Source organism: Massilia alkalitolerans DSM 17462, assembly GCF_000427785.1.
GTDB classification, from domain to species: domain Bacteria; phylum Pseudomonadota; class Gammaproteobacteria; order Burkholderiales; family Burkholderiaceae_D; genus Telluria; species Telluria alkalitolerans.
Window position 1 is genome coordinate 307,696 of record NZ_ATYR01000001.1, and the last position, 16,746, is coordinate 324,441.

The 16,746-nt window shown below is 67.4% G+C and carries 14 protein-coding genes; 11 read left to right on the plus strand and 3 right to left on the minus strand.

The window, feature by feature from the left end:
• Positions 1-5 precede the first annotated feature (5 nt).
• From YWC_RS0101440 to YWC_RS0101470, 7 genes are all read left to right on the plus strand, one after another.
• Entirely contained in the window at positions 6-860 is an 855-nt protein-coding gene (locus tag YWC_RS0101440; protein ID WP_027863782.1) for a sugar phosphate isomerase/epimerase family protein, read from the plus strand.
• On the plus strand, positions 857-2,356 hold the full coding sequence (locus YWC_RS0101445; RefSeq protein ID WP_027863783.1) for a sugar ABC transporter ATP-binding protein: 1,500 nt from the start codon (positions 857-859) through the stop codon (positions 2,354-2,356). The genes YWC_RS0101440 and YWC_RS0101445 overlap by 4 nt, the downstream gene beginning before the upstream one ends.
• Positions 2,325-3,332, plus strand: coding sequence for an ABC transporter permease (locus YWC_RS0101450; protein WP_027863784.1), 1,008 nt, complete (start codon positions 2,325-2,327; stop codon positions 3,330-3,332). The genes YWC_RS0101445 and YWC_RS0101450 overlap by 32 nt, the downstream gene beginning before the upstream one ends.
• Positions 3,333-3,361: 29 nt before the next feature.
• A complete protein-coding gene (locus tag YWC_RS0101455) occupies positions 3,362-4,324 on the plus strand; it encodes a substrate-binding domain-containing protein (RefSeq protein ID WP_036212509.1) in 963 nt (320 codons plus the stop codon).
• A 17-nt stretch (positions 4,325-4,341) separates the two neighbouring features.
• A complete protein-coding gene (locus YWC_RS0101460; RefSeq protein WP_027863786.1) occupies positions 4,342-5,397 on the plus strand; it encodes a sugar phosphate isomerase/epimerase family protein in 1,056 nt (351 codons plus the stop codon).
• Positions 5,394-6,593 carry a Gfo/Idh/MocA family protein gene (locus tag YWC_RS0101465; RefSeq protein ID WP_371845969.1) on the plus strand — a complete coding sequence of 400 codons (1,200 nt, stop codon included), beginning with the start codon at positions 5,394-5,396 and terminating at the stop codon, positions 6,591-6,593. The genes YWC_RS0101460 and YWC_RS0101465 overlap by 4 nt, the downstream gene beginning before the upstream one ends.
• Before the next feature lie 84 nt (positions 6,594-6,677).
• Positions 6,678-7,160 (plus strand): VOC family protein, encoded by a 483-nt coding sequence (locus YWC_RS0101470; RefSeq protein ID WP_036212512.1) that lies wholly within the window; start codon positions 6,678-6,680, stop codon positions 7,158-7,160.
• Positions 7,161-7,306: 146 nt separating this feature from the next.
• Here YWC_RS0101470 and YWC_RS0101475 read toward each other — a convergent pair whose 3' ends face one another.
• Positions 7,307-8,728, minus strand: a complete 1,422-nt coding sequence (locus YWC_RS0101475) for an aminotransferase-like domain-containing protein (protein WP_027863789.1) — start codon at positions 8,726-8,728, stop codon at positions 7,307-7,309.
• A gap of 114 nt (positions 8,729-8,842) precedes the next feature.
• Between YWC_RS0101475 and YWC_RS0101480 the strand changes: the two genes are divergently transcribed.
• The 4 genes from YWC_RS0101480 (at position 8,843) to YWC_RS0101495 (ending at position 13,173) form a co-directional block, all read left to right on the plus strand.
• Positions 8,843-9,763, plus strand: a complete 921-nt coding sequence (locus YWC_RS0101480; RefSeq protein WP_027863790.1) for a DMT family transporter — start codon at positions 8,843-8,845, stop codon at positions 9,761-9,763.
• A gap of 66 nt (positions 9,764-9,829) precedes the next feature.
• Positions 9,830-10,291: a RidA family protein gene (locus YWC_RS0101485; protein ID WP_027863791.1), complete on the plus strand. Its 462-nt coding sequence runs from the start codon at positions 9,830-9,832 to the stop codon at positions 10,289-10,291.
• A gap of 168 nt (positions 10,292-10,459) precedes the next feature.
• A complete protein-coding gene (locus YWC_RS0101490; RefSeq protein ID WP_027863792.1) occupies positions 10,460-11,653 on the plus strand; it encodes an aminotransferase-like domain-containing protein in 1,194 nt (397 codons plus the stop codon).
• Positions 11,654-11,805: 152 nt separating this feature from the next.
• A complete protein-coding gene (locus tag YWC_RS0101495; protein ID WP_027863793.1) occupies positions 11,806-13,173 on the plus strand; it encodes a diguanylate cyclase in 1,368 nt (455 codons plus the stop codon).
• 54 nt (positions 13,174-13,227) lie between these two features.
• Here YWC_RS0101495 and YWC_RS0101500 read toward each other — a convergent pair whose 3' ends face one another.
• Both YWC_RS0101500 and YWC_RS27830 read right to left on the minus strand, forming a co-directional pair.
• On the minus strand, positions 13,228-14,802 hold the full coding sequence (locus YWC_RS0101500; protein ID WP_027863794.1) for an FGGY-family carbohydrate kinase: 1,575 nt from the start codon (positions 14,800-14,802) through the stop codon (positions 13,228-13,230).
• A gap of 103 nt (positions 14,803-14,905) precedes the next feature.
• Positions 14,906-16,744, minus strand: a complete 1,839-nt coding sequence (locus tag YWC_RS27830; protein ID WP_084416243.1) for an ABC transporter ATP-binding protein/permease — start codon at positions 16,742-16,744, stop codon at positions 14,906-14,908.
• Positions 16,745-16,746 lie beyond the last annotated feature (2 nt).

Sequence of the window (16,746 nt, forward strand, 5' to 3'; positions counted from 1 at the left end):
ACAGAATGAACAAGCAAACCGTGTTGTACGCCGTGTTGGCCGCTGCCCTCGGCGCCGCCTCCCACACCGTGGCCGCCGAAACTTCTCCCCGCATCGGCGTGCAACTGTGGTCAGTCAAGGACGAGATCAAGCAGGACTTCGAAGGCACGCTCACGAAAATCGCCAGGCTCGGCTTCCAGGGCGTGGAGTTCGCCGGCGAATTCGGTCCCTACAAGTCGAACCCGGCCGGCCTGAAAGCCTTCCTGGACAAGAACAAGCTGCAGTGCGCCGGCGCCCATGTGGGCTTCGACCAGCTGGCCGACGCGCGCTTCGACGCCACCACCGCCTTCTACAAGACGCTCGGCTGCGCCAACCTGGTGATCCCGATGGATGCGCGCGGCGCCAGCGTCGAGGGCAGCACCGCGATGAGCAAGGAACTCAGCGCCCTGTCCAGCAAGCTGGCGCCCAAGGGCATGCGCATCGGCTACCACAACCACGCCCAGGAAATGGCGGGTGAGGTCGGCAGCACGCCCTGGGACGTGATCGCCCGGAACACGCCGAAGGCGTCGATCATGCAGCAGGACGTGGGCTGGACCACGCACGCCGGCAAGGACCCGGTGGCCTACGTCTACAAGTACCCGGGCCGCACCGTGAGCACCCACTACAAGGCCAAGTTCGCGCCCGGAACGACCGGCACGCCGATCATCGGCCAGGACAGGACCGACTGGGCGGCCCTGACGCGCGCCCTGCGCGAGGTCGGCGGGACAGACTGGATCATCGTCGAGCAGGAGGAATACCCGAACGGCATAGGCCAGCTCGACACGGTGGCCGCCTCCCTGAAAGGATTGAAGGCCGTGCTCGCGAAGATGCCGGCCAAATGAGCCTGTCCGTCCGTTTCAGCCACATCGTCAAGGAATTCGGGCCGGTACGCGTCCTGCACGGCGTCGACTTCGCGCTCGAAGCGGGGCGCGTGGTCGGCCTGCTGGGGGAAAACGGCGCCGGCAAGTCGACCCTGATGAAGATCCTGGCCGGCTACGAACGTCCTACCAGCGGCCAACTGCTGGTCGACGGCGTCGAGCGCCAGTTCGACAGCGCGCGCGACGCCGAGGAGCTGGGCATCGCCCTGATCCACCAGGAATTCAACCTGGCCGAGCACCTCACGATCGCCCAGAACATCTTCCTGGGCCATGAGAAGACCCGCAACGGCCTGCTCGACCGGCGCGCCATGGAGGTCGACGCTGCCGCCTGCCTCGAGCAGGTCGGCCTGGACCGCGACCCGGACACCCGCGTGTCCGAGCTGATCGTCGCCGAAAAACAGCTGGTGGAGATCGCCAAGGCCCTGTCGCGCAAGGCGCGCCTCCTGATCATGGACGAGCCCACCGCCAGTCTGTCGGCGGGCGAGACGAAGAAGCTGTTCGCCCTGATGGCACGCCTGAAGGCGGAGGGCGTTACCATCGTCTACATCTCGCACAAGCTCGACGAGATGGAAGCGCACACCGACGAGGTGGTCGTCATGCGCGACGGGAAGTTCGTCACGCGCGCCTCTACCGGCGACGTGAACCGCCGGCAAATGGCCAACCTGATGGTCGGACGCGACGTGTCGGACATGTTCCCGCCCAAGCAGCCTGCGCTCGACGACGCGCCGGTACTGCTGCGGGTATCGAACCTGGCGGTGCCGGGCTGGGTACACAACCTGGGCTTCGAGGTGCGCGCCGGCGAGATCCTGGGCTTTGCCGGCCTGGTCGGCGCCGGCCGCACCGAAGCCTTCGAAGCCATCCTCGGCCTGCGCCCGCGCCAGAGCGGCAGCATCGAGATCGGGGGACAGCAGGTCGACATCCGCAGCCCGCGCGAGGCCATGCGGCATGGCCTGACCTACCTGAGCGAAGACCGCAAGGGCAAGGGGCTACACCTCGACCTCGGCCTGCGCGAGAACCTCACCATGATGACGCTGGAGCGCGACGCCAGGCCCTGGGTCGACCTGAAGGCCGGCCGCGCGGCGCTCGAGCGCGCCATCGCGGACTTCGGCATCCGCCTGCGCGACCCGGACTGCGTGGCGCGCTCGCTCTCGGGCGGCAACCAGCAGAAGCTGGCGCTGGCCAAGTACCTGCATTCGAACCCGCGCGTGATCGTGCTCGACGAGCCTACCCGCGGCGTGGACGTGGGCGCCAAGCGCGACATCTATGCGCTGGTCCACCGCCTGGCCAGCGAGGGCCGCGCGGTGATCATCATCTCGTCCGAACTGATCGAGCTGATCGGCCTGTCGCACCGGGTGGCGGTGCTGCACGGCGGGCGCCTGCAGGCCGTGCTCGGCCCCGACCAACTCAGTGAAGAAAACATCATTTCCCATGCAACCGACACCCAACACACCCGCCACTAGGCCCTCCTTCCTGCCTGCCCTGCCGCGCCTGAAGGGCCTCGGCCCGGCGCTGGCCCTGATCCTGCTCTGCATCGCGGGCGGCCTGCTCAATCCCGATTTCGCCACCTTCGACAACCTGATGAACGTGCTGACCCGCACCGCCTTCATCGGCATCATCGCGGTCGGCATGACCTTCGTGGTCGTCTCCGGCGGCATCGACCTCTCGGTCGGCTCGATGGCGGCGCTGATCGCGGGCGTCATGATCGTGGCGATGAACGCGCTGGCAAGCGGCGCGAATCCGCCCGGCGCCGTCACCATCGTCCTGCTCGGCATCGGGCTGGCGCTCGCCTTCGGCGCGGTATTCGGCATCCTGCACGGATTCCTGATCGCACGCGGCCGCATCGAAGCCTTCATCGTCACGCTCGGCACCCTCGGCGTGTTCCGCGCCGTGCTGACCTGGCTGTCGGACGGCGGCGCCCTGACGCTCGATTTCACCTTGTCCGAGACCTACAGCCCGGTGTACTACCACAGCCTGCTGGGCGTGCCGGTGCCGGTATGGGTGTTCGCCCTGGTGGCCCTGCTGGGCGCCCTGATCCTGAACCGCACCGCCTACGGCCAGCACGTGCAGGCGATCGGTTCCAGCGAACAGGTGGCGCGCTACGCCGCGATCCGCGTCGACCGGGTCAAGGTGCTGACCTACCTGCTGCTGGGCGTGTGCGTGGCGATCGCCACCATCCTGTACGTGCCGCGCCTGGGTTCGGCCACGCCCACCACCGGCATCCTGTGGGAGCTGGAGGCCATCGCCGCGGTGGTCGTGGGCGGCACCTCGCTCAGGGGCGGCTCGGGCCGGGTCATGGGCACCGTGATCGGCGCCATCCTGCTGTCCGTGATCGGCAACATCCTGAACCTCACCAGCATCATCAGCGTGCACCTGAACCCTGCCGTGCAGGGCTTGGTGATCATCGCCGTGGCTTATTTGCAGCGCGGCCGCCGCTGAACCGTTCATCCATTAACAAAGGAATCTCCATGCGTCCATCCAAACGACAATTCGGCAAACTGGCCGCGGCCTGCCTGCTGGCGCTCGGCACGGGCCAGGCGTTCGCCGCCGACAAGCTCACCATCGGCGTGGCCATCCCCACCGCCACCCATGGCTTCACCGGCGGCATCGTCTGGTGGGCCAACCAGGCCAAGCGCGAGCTGGAAGCGGCCAATCCTGGCTTGAAGATCATCGTCAAGACCGCCGGCAGCACGCCCGAGCAGGCCAACCAGGTGCAGGACCTGCTGGTGGTGAACAAGATGAACGCGCTGGTGATCCTGCCGCTGGAATCGGCCTCGCTGACCCAGCCGGTGGCCCAGGTCAAGAACAAGGGCGTCTACGTGACCGTGGTCGACCGCGGCCTGACCAACCCGGCGGCCCAGCATGCCTATGTCGCCGGCGACAACACGGCCTTCGGCAGGCTGCCGGCCGAGTACCTGGCCAAGCGTATGAACGGCAAGGGCAATATCGTGGTCCTGCGCGGCATGCCGAGTACCATCGACAACGAGCGCGTCAAGGCCTTCCAGGCCGAGATCGGGAAGCACCCGGGCATCAAGGTACTCGATGCCAAGTACGGCAACTGGAACCGCGACGACGCCTTCAAGGTCATGCAGGACTACCTGACCCGCTTCAAGCAGATCGACGCCGTGTGGGCCTCCGACGACGACATGGCGATCGGCGTCATCAAGGCCATCGAGCAGGCCAAGCGCAGCGACATCAAGGAGGTGTTCGGCGGCGCCGGCGCCAAGTTCGCGGTCAAGAAGGTGATGGATGGCGACAAGCTGGTGCAGGCCGACGTGTCCTATTCGCCCAAGTTCATCTACGACGCCATCAAGATGACCGCCAACGCGCGCCTGAAGGGCCAGGCACTGCCGAGCAGGACGATCATTCCGTCGGTCCTGATCACGCGCGAGAACGCCAAGCAGTTCTATTTCCCCGATTCGCCTTACTGATACGACAGGCCACCAGCATGAAAACCATCAAGGGACCGGCGATCTTCCTCGCCCAATTCATGGGCGACCAGGCGCCCTTCGACACCCTGGCCAACCTGGCCGCCTGGGCCGGCGGCCTGGGCTACGAGGGCATCCAGCTGCCGACCGACAAGCGCCTGTTCGACCTCGACATCGCCGCCGAGAGCCAGGACTACTGCGACGAAATCAAGGGCGTGCTGGCCGCGCACGGCCTGGCGATCACCGAGCTGTCGACCCACCTGCAGGGCCAGCTGGTGGCCGTGCACCCGGCCTACGACGCCCTGTTCGACGGCTTTGCCGCGCCGCAGGTGCGCGGCAACCCGCGGGCGCGCCAGGAGTGGGCGGTCGGCCAGATGAAGAACGCGGCGCGCGCCTCGCGCCGCCTCGGCTTGAACACGCACGCGAGCTTCTCGGGCGCGCTTGCCTGGCCCTACCTGTATCCGTGGCCGCAGCGGCCCGCCGGCCTGGTCGAGGAAGCCTTCGGCGAACTGGCTCGGCGCTGGCTGCCGATCCTGGACGCGTTCGAGGAGGCCGGCGTGGACGTCTGCTACGAACTGCATCCGGGCGAAGACCTGCACGACGGCGTGACGTTCGAGCGCTTCCTCGAGGGCGTTGGCGGCCACCGCCGCGCCAACATCCTGTACGACCCGAGCCACTTCGTGCTGCAGCAGCTCGATTACCTGTCCTTCATCGACATCTACCACGAGCGCATCAAGGCCTTCCACGTCAAGGACGCCGAGTTCCGCCCGAACGGGCGCCAGGGCGTCTACGGCGGCTATACCGGTTGGCAGGAACGCGCCGGGCGCTTCCGCTCGCTCGGCGACGGCCAGATCGACTTTTCCGCCATCTTCTCGAAGCTGGCGCAGTACGACTTTGCCGGCTGGGCGGTGCTCGAATGGGAGTGCTGCCTCAAGCATCCGGAAGACGGCGCGCGCGAAGGCGCCGATTTCATCCGCCGCCACATCATCCGGGTGGCCGAACGGGCGTTCGACGATTTCGCAGGTGGCGGCGCCAACCGCGCCGCCCTGCGCCAGCTGATGGGGATCGAAGCATGAGTGCGATCGGACGCAATGAAACGGACAAGCAGGACGGCCTGCCCCCGCGCCGGTTGCGCCTGGGGATGGTGGGTGGCGGCGACGGCGCCTTCATCGGCGCCGTGCACCGCATCGCGGCGCGCCTGGACGACTGCTACGAGATCGTGGCCGGCGCCCTCTCCAGCGACGCCGAGCGCGCCTTGCGCAGCGGCGCGGCGATCCGGCTCGACCCGGCGCGCAGCTACAGCGACTACCGCGAGATGGCGCGGCTGGAAAGCCAGCGCCCGGACGGCATCGACGTGGTGGCGATCGTTACCCCCAACCACCTGCACGCCCCGGTGGCGAGAAGCTTCCTGGAAGCGGACATCCACGTTATCTGCGACAAGCCGCTGGCCATTTCGCTAGACGAAGGCCGCGAATTGGCCGCGCTGGCGCAGGCGAAGGGGCGCGTGTTCGCCCTCACCCACACCTACAGCGGCTACCCGATGGTGCGCCATGCGCGCGAACTGGTCGCCTCGGGCGCGATCGGCGACGTGCGCCTGGTGCACGTCGAATACGCCCAGGACTGGATGGCCGAAGCCGCCAACCAGTCGCCGGAATTCCAGGCCACCAACTGGCACAACGATCCGCGCCGCGCCGGCCCGACCGGCTGCACCGGCGACATCGGCACCCATGCCTTCCACCTCGCGGCTTTTGTTACCGGCATCCAGCCGAGCGAACTGCTGGCCGAGCTGCACTCGTTCACGCCGGAGCGCATCCTGGACGACCACGTGCAGGTGATGCTGCGCTACCCGAACGGCGCGCGCGGCATGCTGTGGTCGAGCCAGATGGCGACCGGCTGCGAGAACGCGCTGAAGCTGCGGGTGTTCGGCAGCAAGGCCAGCCTCGCTTTCGACCAGGAAAACCCGAACGAGCTCATTCTCACGCCCCAGGGCGGCTGTGCGCAGCGGCTCACGCGCGGCCGCGTGGGCGGCGTCGCTGCCGGGCATGCCACCCGTGTTCCCTGCGGCCATCCGGAAGGCTACCTGGAGGCGTTCGCGCAGCTGTACCGGGACGCGGCGGCGCAGATCCATGCGGTCGAGGCCGGCCAGCCATTGCCGGAGGCGAGCGCCAGCCTGCCCACGGTCGAGGACGGCGTGGCCGGCCTGCGCTTCATCGACGCCGTGCTGGCCAGCCACGACGCGGGTTCGCGCTGGGTGGAACTCGGAAAAAAATAAATCTGGCGGCGCATGTCGAATCCGGACCTTCCTGTTCGTCGTAGTGGCAGTAGCACCCCACAACCAGAACAGGAGGTCCACATCATGTCACAAGCAACACGTCCGATTCCCGAAGGTTTCCACAGCATCACCCCGCACCTGGTCTGCAAGGGCGCGGTCGACGCCATCGCGTTCTACCAGCAAGCCTTCGGCGCCGTCGAACTCGATCGCATGCCGGGGCCCGGCGGCAGGCTGCTGCACGCCAGCATCCGCATCGGCGATTCGATCCTCATGCTGTGCGATGAATTCCCCGAATTCTGCAGCAGCGGGCAGATGCCCGCGCCGGGGTCGGCGGTCTCCATCCACCTGTACGTGCCCGATGCCGACGCGGTCTGGGAACGCGCGCTGGCCGCCGGCGGCCAGCCCATCATGCCGCTGGGCGATGCCTTCTGGGGCGACCGCTACGGCCAGCTGGTCGATCCCTTCGGCCACCGCTGGGCGATCGCCACCCACCTGCGCGACATGACGCCGCAGGAAATCGCGGCCGAGATGGCCAGGCAGGTGCCGCCCGTTTCCGCGGACGCTTGAGCAGTCGGTAGGGTGGTCGGCTTCGCCGACCGCGCGTCCAGCTCCGGCATGCGCTGCTACAGCGCATCCGTGAGTCGAACGCGCGTTCGGCAGAGCCGAACACCCTACCAAACCAGTACCTCGGCATCGGATCGAGTCCGATTGTCCTAGCCGGCCAGCGTACGCTCTAGAAAGCGGAAGGTCGCCGGGTCCTGCAGCGCGGCCACGTTCAGGCGCATGCGGGTCGAGGGCAGCTGGCTTGGCGAGAACAGGCTGCCCGGCGCCAGCAACAGGTCTTCCCTCATGGCGCGCGCGGCCAGTTCGTTGGTGTCGCGGCCGGCGTCGACCCACACGAACATGCCGCTGGCTGGCGCCGGCTCGGGGCGCAGGCCGAGCGCCTCGATCTGGCGCAATGCCTTCGGCCGTACCGCGTCCAGGCGGCTGCGCACCCGGTCCAGGTGCTTGCGGTAGAGTCCATCGGACAGGATCTTGTAGACCACGCGCTCGCCAATGTCGCTGGTGGTGAGCGTGGCCAGCATCTTGCGGTCGGCCAGGCGCTGCGCCCGCTCGGGTGAGGCCGCGATGAAGCCGACCCGCAGGTTGGGCGCCATCGATTTCGAAAAGCCGCCCAGGTAGATCACCTGGCGCAAGCCGTCGAGCGCCGCCAGGCGCGTCGCATTTCCGGGATGGAGATCGGCGTAGATGTCGTCCTCCACCACCGTAAAACCATGCTGCTCGGCCAGGCGCAGGACCTGGAAGGCTTTCGAGGCCGACAGCGAGGTCGAGGTCGGGTTGTGCAGCACCGAGTTGATCACGTACAAGCTAGGCTGGTAGCGGGCCGCCAGCTCGGCCAGCTGCTCCAGGTCGGGACCGTCGCCAAGGCGGCGCACGCCAACCACGTTCAGTCCCATGGCGGCGAACGATCCGAACATCAGGAACCAGGCCGGATCGTCGACAAAAATGGTGTCGCCCGGCCGGCAGAACTCGCGCGCCACCAGGTCGAGCGCCTGGCTCACGCCCAGGGTCATGACGATCTGTTGCGGCGGCGCACCGATCTCGAACTCGGCCAGCTTGCGCTGCAGCTGCTGACGCAGCGGCAGGAAGCCCTGCGGCGCGCCATAGCCGAGGAAGGCGGCGCTGTTCTGCCGGCTCAAACTTGCCAGGCCCTTGGCCACGGCCGGACCGTCGAGCCAGTCGGCCGGCAGCACGCCCGCGCCGGGCGAATGCTGCAGCGGGGACTGCCGGAACATATTGCGGATCAGCCAGGCGACGTCGAGATTGGCGCCGACGCTCCCTGCCGCCCCCGCCGCCCTGTCGCCCGGGCCGGTCGGTGCCGGCGCCCGCCCGCGGACGAAAAACCCGGCGCCGCGGCGCGAATCCAGGTAGCCCTGGGCCACCAGCCGGTCATAGCTGGCCACCACGGTGAAGGGCGACACGCCATGGCTTGCTGCGAACTGGCGGATCGAGGGCATGCGCGCGCCGGGGCGCAGCAGGCGCTCGTCGATGCAGCTGGCTACGGCGCGGACGATCTGGTCGGCCAGCGGCTCGCCGGAATCGCGCGCCAGGCTCAAGACGGGCGTATTGGTCATTTCACCATCACAGTGAAGAAATTAAGTAGTAAAGTGTACTGGGACTGTATTGGCCCATCGCGCTAGCATAGACCTGTCTTCAGCCTCGCCGCAAGTATCTTTCGAAGGAGTCCCATGCCTACCGCCGCCTGTCCCTCCGCCACTGCCATCCGCAGCACGGATGCCCTCGATCAGAACCGGGGCATGCTGCTCGGCCTGCTCGGCGTCGCGATGTTCAGCCTGACCATGCCCTTCACCCGCATGGCGGTCGCGCAGCTCGATCCCGTGTTCGTCGCGCTCGGCCGCGCCCTCGGCGCCGCCCTGCTGGCGGCGGGATGGCTGCTCTGGCGCCGCGCCCCGCTACCGCCGCGCGCCGCCCTGCTGCCCCTGGCGCTGGTGGCAGGCGGCTGCATCGTCGGCTTCCCGCTCCTGACCTCGATCGCCCTGCGCAGCCTGCCTGCCTCGCACGGCGCCCTCTTGGTAGGCGTGCTGCCTCTGGTGACGGCGCTGTACGCCGCCCTGCGCGGCCATGAGCGGCCATCGAGCGGCTTCTGGGGCATGTCCCTGCTCGGTTCCGGCCTGGTGGTGGGCTTCGCCCTGGCCCAGGGCGGCGGCAGCCTGCATCCGGCCGACCTGCTGGTGTTCGGCGCCGTGGCCGCGGCGGCGGTCGGCTATGCCGAAGGCGGCCGCCTGGCACGCAGCCTGGGCGGGCCGGAAACCATCTGCTGGGCGCTGGTGCTGGCGGCGCCGGTCCTGCTCCCGGTGCTGCTGTGGCATGGGATTCCCGCGCTGGGCGGCGTGGGAATGGCGTCCTGGCTCGGCTTTGCCTACGTCACCGCGATCTCGATGTTCATCGGTTTCTTCTTCTGGTACCGCGGCCTGGCGCTGGGCAGGGTGGCGCGGGTGGGCCAGGTGCAGCTGCTGCAGCCCTTCATGAGCCTGGTGGGCGCCGCCCTGCTGCTGGGCGAGGCGCTGACCCTGGCCAACTGCGCCTTCGCGCTGGCGGTTGCCGCCGTCGTGTTCGCGGGACGCCGGATGGCGGTGCGCCAGCAGTAAAACATGCTTGCGGGCGCCGGGTGGACGTACAATATCGGCTTCTTTCACTGCAACGTCACAAAAACCATGTCCGTCTACGATAAACTCAAAGAACTGAACATCACCCTGGCCGCGCCGGCCACCCCGGCCGCCGCCTACGTCATGTACGTGCAGACCGGCAACCTCGTGTTCATCTCGGGCCACATCGCCAAGAACGCCGACGGCTCGCCGAACGCGGGCATCCTGGGCCGCGACAAGACCACCGCCGACGGCCAGGTTGCTGCGCGTTCGGTCGCCATCGACCTGATCGGCACCCTGCAGGAAGCCGTCGGCGGCGACCTGAACCGCGTCAAGCGCATCGTCAAGGTGATGAGCCTGGTTGCCTCGACCCCGGAATACAATGAGCAGCACCTGGTCACCAACGGCTGCTCGGAACTGATCGGCGAAGTCTTCGGCGAAGCCGGCAAGCACGCCCGTTCGGCCTTCGGCGTCGCCTCGCTGCCGCGCGGCACCTGCGTCGAGATCGAGCTGATCGCTGAAGTTGCCTGATCCTTGTTGCCTAAACATTTGTTTAGGCAACATTGCAATTGTTTAATTAGTACCGATCGCGGGCTGGGCCTACCCGGCCCGGTCCATCCCGAGGCCGCCTACCCGCGTGCCTTATAATGGTCCGGCACTACCCGTGCGGTCCCTTCCTGAGAGTCCTGTGAGAACAGCATGAAAATCGAGAATCCAAACCCCATCCAGTGGCAGTTTTCGGAACGCGCGCAGCAGCTGCAAAGCTCGTTCATCCGCGAAATCCTGAAGATCACCCAGCGTCCGGAGATCATCTCCTTCGCGGGCGGCCTGCCTTCGCCAGCCACCTTCCCGGTCGAGCGCATGAAAGAAGCGTACGACAAGGTACTGTCCGAGGCGGGCAAGGTCGCGCTGCAGTACGGTCCGACCGATGGCTACGGCCCGCTGCGGGAATGGATTGCCAATTCGCTCTCCACGGAAGGCAGCCGCATCCTGCCTGAACAGATCCTGATGACCTCGGGCTCGCAGCAGGCGCTCGACCTGCTGGGCAAGGTCCTGATCGACGAAGGCAGCCGCGTGCTGGTCGAGACCCCGAGCTACCTGGGCGCCCTGCAGGCCTTCTCGGTCTACCGTCCCGAATTCAAGTCCGTCGACACCGACGAACACGGCCTGGTGCCGTCGTCGATCGACGCGATCGCGCAAGGCGCACGCCTGCTGTACGCCCTGCCGAACTTCCAGAACCCGACCGGTCGCAGTTTGTCGGTCGAACGCCGCCAGGAATTGGTGGAAACCTGCGCCCGCCTCGGCCTGCCGCTGATCGAGGACGATCCCTACGGCACGCTGAGCTACAAAGGCGAGCCGATGCCGAAGATGGTGGCGATGAACCCGGACGGCGTCATCTACATGGGTTCCTTCTCGAAGGTGCTGACCCCGGGCATCCGCCTGGGCTACGTCTGCGCCCCGCTGCCGCTGGTGCGCCGCCTCGAGCTGGCCAAGCAGGCGGCCGACCTGCACACCGCCCAGCTGACCCAGATGGTGGTGCACGAAGTGGTCAAGGACGGCTTCCTGGACCAGCACATCCCGACCATCCGCAAGCTGTACGGCGACCAGTGCCAGGTGATGCTGGACGCGATGGCCGAGCACTTCCCGGCAAGCGTGACCTGGACCCGCCCGGAAGGCGGCATGTTCATCTGGGTGACCCTGCCGCAGAGCATCGACGCCATGAAACTGCTCGACCAGTCGCTGGCCGCCCGCGTGGCCTTCGTGCCGGGCGCGCCGTTCTACGCGAACGAGCCGGCCACCAACACCCTGCGCCTGTCCTTCGTGACCGTGCCGCCGGAGCGCATCCGCGAAGGCATTGCCATCCTTGGCAAGCTGATCAAGGACATGCTGTAATCCGTCCGCAGCATCGTAACCAACCGCCGGCCTGACCGGCGGTTTTTCATTTTATTCAACACAAGTGGATATAAGACAACACTGTACCCACAAGTCACTCTGAAAAGAGTATCATCCGTTGCAGTCTTACCTTTCGGCAACACTGCAACTGAATGAACTCCCCCTGCTCCGCCTTTTCGATGCCAGTCCGCCAGACGAGGATTCTGATCGTCGACGACGTGCCCGACAGTCTCGATCTGCTCAACGAAATGCTGCGCAGCCAGGGATACCACACCTTCCTTGCCAATTCCGGTCCGCGCGCCATCGACCTGGCCCGGCGGGTGCAGCCCGACCTGATCCTCCTTGACGTGATGATGCCCGGAATGGACGGCTTCGAAACATGCCGGCGGCTCAAGGCACATCCCGAGACAGTCGATATCCCGATCATCTTCGTTAGTGGCTGCAACGAGACGGACGACGTGGTGTCCGGCTTCGACCATGGCGCGGTCGACTATATCTCGAAGCCCGTGCGTTTGCCGGAAGTCAAGGCACGCGTGCGCTCACAATTGCAGACCCAGTCCAGCAGTGAACACCAGAAGCGCCAAACCCGACGCCTGAGAATGATCGTCGAAGGCATGGACGAGGGCCTGATTCTGGTCGGCGCAGACGGCCGCATCCAGTATGCGAATCCGGCGAGCGAGCGTGTGCTCGGGTACACGGAGGCAGAACTGGCCGGCCGGCCCCTGGCCGAACTGCTGACCGAGCCTGCGGCAAACGATTACGCGGCCTATTTCGACCGCCGCGACACACTGCCGCGCGATCCGGCCCTGGAGATCTGCCGCGGGACCCGCGAAGTGCTGTTGCGGCAGGCCGATGGAAGCCTGCGGCCGATGGACCTGAACCTTTCGCCGATGGCGCAGGGCGAACAGCTGTACGTCGCCCTCCTGCACGATATCAGTCACCACAAGCAGTCCGAGACCGCCCTGCAGCGCGCAGCGCTGGCTGACCCGCTCACCGGGATTGCCAACCGTCGCCAGTTCGACGCCTGCCTCGACAAGGAATGGCAGCGTGCGATCCGTACAGCACGGCCCCTGTCGCTGCTGGTGCTGGACGTCGACCACTTTAAACTGTTCAATGACCTGTTGGGCCATGCTGCAGGCGACCAGTGCCTGCAGGCGGTAGCGAAGACGCTGGAGGCACATGCGCTGCGCGCGACCGATCTGGCGGCACGCTACGGCGGCGAGGAATTTGTGTTGCTCCTGCCGGATACCGCGCACCCGGGCGCGGTATCCGTCGCCGAGTCGATCCGCGCAGGCATCGAACGTCTGCTCGTGCCGAACCCGCGCTCGACCACTTCCGCCTACGTCACCGTCAGCATCGGCGCGGCCACCTTCGTGCCGACCCAGTTCGACGACATCCGCTCGCTGTTCCTGACTGCTGATCGCGCCATGTACGAAGCGAAGGCCGCCGGACGCAACCAGGTGCGGGCGGTGGAAGGCGGGTATGCATGGGAAACCATGCAGCGAGCGATGGTTCCCTAGCCGCGCCGATTGACGTTTCCGTCAACGTCAAGACCGTCGTTCCGGCGCAGTGCTTCAGACAGGCTTCGGATAACCCGTGATGCGCGCGATGTCGCGGTACATCGGCTGAAGCCGGCGGTACATCCCCAGGTAAACCTCGCGGTACAGCCGGTCGTAGACCGCCTGGTTGGCGGCAATTGGCTCGAACACCCTGCCCACCCGCGTCATGCCCCGGATCGCCGCCGCGAAGTCCGGGTACAGGCCCAGCCCGACGGCGGCATCGATCGCCGCGCCCAGCCCCGAGGTCTCGTACACGTGCGGGCGCGCGACCGGCAGGCCGAAGATGTCGGCGGTGAGCTGCATCGCGGCGTCGCTCTGCGAGCCGCCGCCCGACACGCGCAGTTCGGTGATGCGGGTGCCCGAGCGCCGCTCGATGCGCTCCTTCCCTTCGCGCAGCGCATACGCCAGCCCTTCCAGGATGGCGCGGTAGACGTGGGCACGGGTATGGACGTCGCCGAAACCGATGATGGCGCCCTTGGCCTCGCGCCCCGGTACCCGGATGCCGGGCGTCCAGTAGGGCTGCAGCATCAGGCCCATGGAGCCGGGCGGCACCGCATTGGCCAGTTCGTCGAACAGGCGCTCGGGGGCCACGTCCTCCAGCAGCGCGCGCGATTGCTCATGGTGGCCGAACTGCTCCTTGAACCAGTTGACCATCCAGTAGCCGCGGAACACTTGCACCTCTAGGCTATAGGCGCCGGGAATCGCCGCTGGATACGGCGGCACGAAGGGCGTCACCTCGACGTAGCGGGTGGTGGTGGTGTTGATGGTGGCCGTGGTGCCGTAGCTCAGGCAGCCGACGTGGGGCGCGCGGCAGCCGGCGCCGATCACTTCGCAGGCCTTGTCGGCGGCCGCCGCCAGCAGCGGCAGGCCCGCAGGGATGCCGGTGTCCCGCGCCGCCTGTGCGCTGATGCTGCCCAATTGCATGCCCGGCTCCTGCAGCTCGGGCAGCATGCGCGGCTCCACCGCCAGCGCCTGCCATTTCCAGTCGCGCCGCCCGGCCCACCTGCGGCGCCGGTAGTCGAACGGCAGGTAGGCCACCTGCGACCCGGAGGAATCGGCGAAGCGCCCGCACAGGCGCCAGTTCAGGTAGCCCGACAGCAGCAGGAGCTTGTGGGTCGCCCGCCAGACCTCTGGCTGGTGCGCGTGGATCCAGTTGATCTCGGCTTCACCACGGAGGTAATCGATGGTCTCGTGGACCCGCGCCAGCCTGAAGGCGGTGCGCCACAGGGGCCCGACCGGCGGCACCACATCGGTACGACGCTGGTCGAGCCAGGTGATGGCCGGCCGCAGTGCTGCGCCTTCGCGGTCGACGTTGATGACGGTGCCGCGCTGCGTCGTCACCGCCACGCCGGCAATGCGGGTACGGTCGGCGCCCGGCTGGGTCCAGAGCTGGCCACAAGCCTGGCACAGCGCCTGCCAGAACCCCTCGGGGTCGTGCTCGGCCCAGCCGGGATGCTCGCTGCGGTAGTCCAGCAAGGGCACTTGCGCCCTGGCGACGATGTCGCCCTTCAGGTCGAACAGCAGGGCGCGCACGCTCTGGGTGCCGTTGTCGATGGCGAGGATCAGCGGGTCGTGAAGTCCTGTCTGCATGGGTCGGCGTGGAGATGGCAAACGGGTATTGCCAAACATCAACAGGATAGCGCAGCTGCGCCGCCGCAGGTACAAGAATGATCGGGCTGGCGCCCGCGCCGGCCTATTTGGCGGCAGCCAGCTCGCGCAGCTGCGGCGCCGGCTGGGCCGGCTGGGCAGGCGGCCCGTCGAAGCGGAAGCCGGCAGCCTCGTGCACTTCCCAGGCTCCCTCCCCCTTCAGGCACAGCACATGGGTGTGGTGGCGCAGCACCGCGGCGCGGTGGGCGATGCTGATCAGGGTGGCGCCGCTTTCGCGCAGGCGCGCGTACAGCGAGGCCTCGTTGGCGGCGTCGAGGGCGCTGGTCGCCTCGTCCAGGATGACGATCGTCGGCCGGTGCACCAGCACCCGGGCGAAGGCCAGGCGCTGCTGTTCGCCGACCGACAGCAGCTTTTCCCAGTCGTGCACCGCATCCAGTCCGCCCACCCGCTCCGCCAGGCGCGGCAGCTGGACCTCGCGCAGGATGTCCAGCAGTTGCGCGTCGCTCAGGTCGGCATGCGCGCTGGGGTAGAGCAGCTGGCTGCGCAGCGTGCCCGACTGCAGGTAGGGCTGCTGGGGCAGGAAGAAGAACCGGTCCAGGGCCGGACGGTGGATGGTGCCGCTGCCCTCGTGCCACAGGCCGGCGATCGCGCGCAGCAGCGAGCTCTTGCCGCAGCCGCTCTCGCCGGTGATGAGCAGCGCGTCGCCGGGTTTCAAGGCGAGCGACAGCTCCTTGATGAGCACCCGTTCCGATTGCGGCGGGTGCAGCGTCAGCGATTCCAGCACCAGCTGCCGGCTCTGGCGCGTCTCGATGCGCGCTTGCCCGGCGGCGGCGCCGGACCCTGCTTCGGGCAGCACCAGCCTGGACAGGGCCTGCAGGCGCCCGATGCCCGCCACGAAGCGGCTCAGGCTCTCGAAGTTGTCGACGATGACGCCCACCGCCGCCAGCACCGCGGTGAAGGCGCCGGCCGCCTGCACCGCCCGCCCCACTTCCAGCTCGCCCGACAGCACGCCATGGGCCAGGATCATGAAGGGCAGCACCAGGGTCAGCTGGCTGAAGGTGCGCTGGAACAGGTTGAGCGAACACTGCTTGCGGATCAGGCGCGCGAAATTGTCGATCACCTGCTGGAACTTGCCGTCGATATGGGCGCGCTCCTGCGCTTCGCCGCGGTAGAAGGCGATCGACTCGGCGTTCTCGCGCAGGCGCATCAGGCTGAAGCGGAAATCCGCCTCGCGCCGCAGCTGCCAGAAATTCAGGTGAATCAGCGGGGTGCCGAACACGTACAGGGCGACCACGGTGCCGGTCAGCGCGTACACCGCCAGCACCCCGACCAGCAGATGCGAGATCGACCACAGCACGGTGCTGAAGGCCACCAGCTGCATGATCGAGCCCAGGAAGATGAGCAGGAAATGGATCGACCGGCCCGTGAAACTGTTGATGTCTTCGCTGATGCGCTGGTCGGGGTTGTCGATGTCGCCCTCGGCGCCCAGCCGGTAGTACTTGCGCCCCTTCAGGTAGCCGTCCAGGAAGCGCCCGGTGAGCCAGCGCCGCCACTGGTTGGCGAAGCGGTCGCGCATGTAGTAGTAGAAGGCATAGACCGGCACCGCGAACCCCAGCGTCATCAGGCAGGCCCGCACCGCGGTCCAGAAGCGGCCGTCTTCCTTGCCCGCCAGCGCGGAGGTCATCTCGCCGGCCTGCTCGTTGAGCATCACGGCCAGCTTGGTCTCGACCAGCATCAGCACGATCAAGAGGGCCAGCAGGGTCCAGGCCTGCCTGCGCTTCTCGCCCAGCCAGTAGGGCTTGGCCACGCTGACGAATTCCTTCCATGCTGCGAGCGACAGGGGCGCGGCGCGGCGCCCATCGTCGGCGCCTGCCGGCGCATCCTGCGCTGCTGGGCCTTGGGCTGCTATGGTCGGCGTCTTCATGC

Coding starts and splice junctions, on each gene's coding strand:
- YWC_RS0101495 (WP_027863793.1), top strand. CDS start 11,806: ATGAACTCCCCCTGCTCCGCCTTTTCGATGCCAGTCCGCCAGACGAGG.
- YWC_RS0101490 (WP_027863792.1), top strand. CDS start 10,460: ATGAAAATCGAGAATCCAAACCCCATCCAGTGGCAGTTTTCGGAACGC.
- YWC_RS0101440 (WP_027863782.1), top strand. CDS start 6: ATGAACAAGCAAACCGTGTTGTACGCCGTGTTGGCCGCTGCCCTCGGC.
- YWC_RS0101465 (WP_371845969.1), top strand. CDS start 5,394: ATGAGTGCGATCGGACGCAATGAAACGGACAAGCAGGACGGCCTGCCC.
- YWC_RS27830 (WP_084416243.1), bottom strand. CDS start 16,744: ATGAAGACGCCGACCATAGCAGCCCAAGGCCCAGCAGCGCAGGATGCG.
- YWC_RS0101455 (WP_036212509.1), top strand. CDS start 3,362: ATGCGTCCATCCAAACGACAATTCGGCAAACTGGCCGCGGCCTGCCTG.
- YWC_RS0101500 (WP_027863794.1), bottom strand. CDS start 14,802: ATGCAGACAGGACTTCACGACCCGCTGATCCTCGCCATCGACAACGGC.
- YWC_RS0101470 (WP_036212512.1), top strand. CDS start 6,678: ATGTCACAAGCAACACGTCCGATTCCCGAAGGTTTCCACAGCATCACC.
- YWC_RS0101460 (WP_027863786.1), top strand. CDS start 4,342: ATGAAAACCATCAAGGGACCGGCGATCTTCCTCGCCCAATTCATGGGC.
- YWC_RS0101445 (WP_027863783.1), top strand. CDS start 857: ATGAGCCTGTCCGTCCGTTTCAGCCACATCGTCAAGGAATTCGGGCCG.
- YWC_RS0101480 (WP_027863790.1), top strand. CDS start 8,843: ATGCCTACCGCCGCCTGTCCCTCCGCCACTGCCATCCGCAGCACGGAT.
- YWC_RS0101485 (WP_027863791.1), top strand. CDS start 9,830: ATGTCCGTCTACGATAAACTCAAAGAACTGAACATCACCCTGGCCGCG.
- YWC_RS0101450 (WP_027863784.1), top strand. CDS start 2,325: ATGCAACCGACACCCAACACACCCGCCACTAGGCCCTCCTTCCTGCCT.
- YWC_RS0101475 (WP_027863789.1), bottom strand. CDS start 8,728: ATGACCAATACGCCCGTCTTGAGCCTGGCGCGCGATTCCGGCGAGCCG.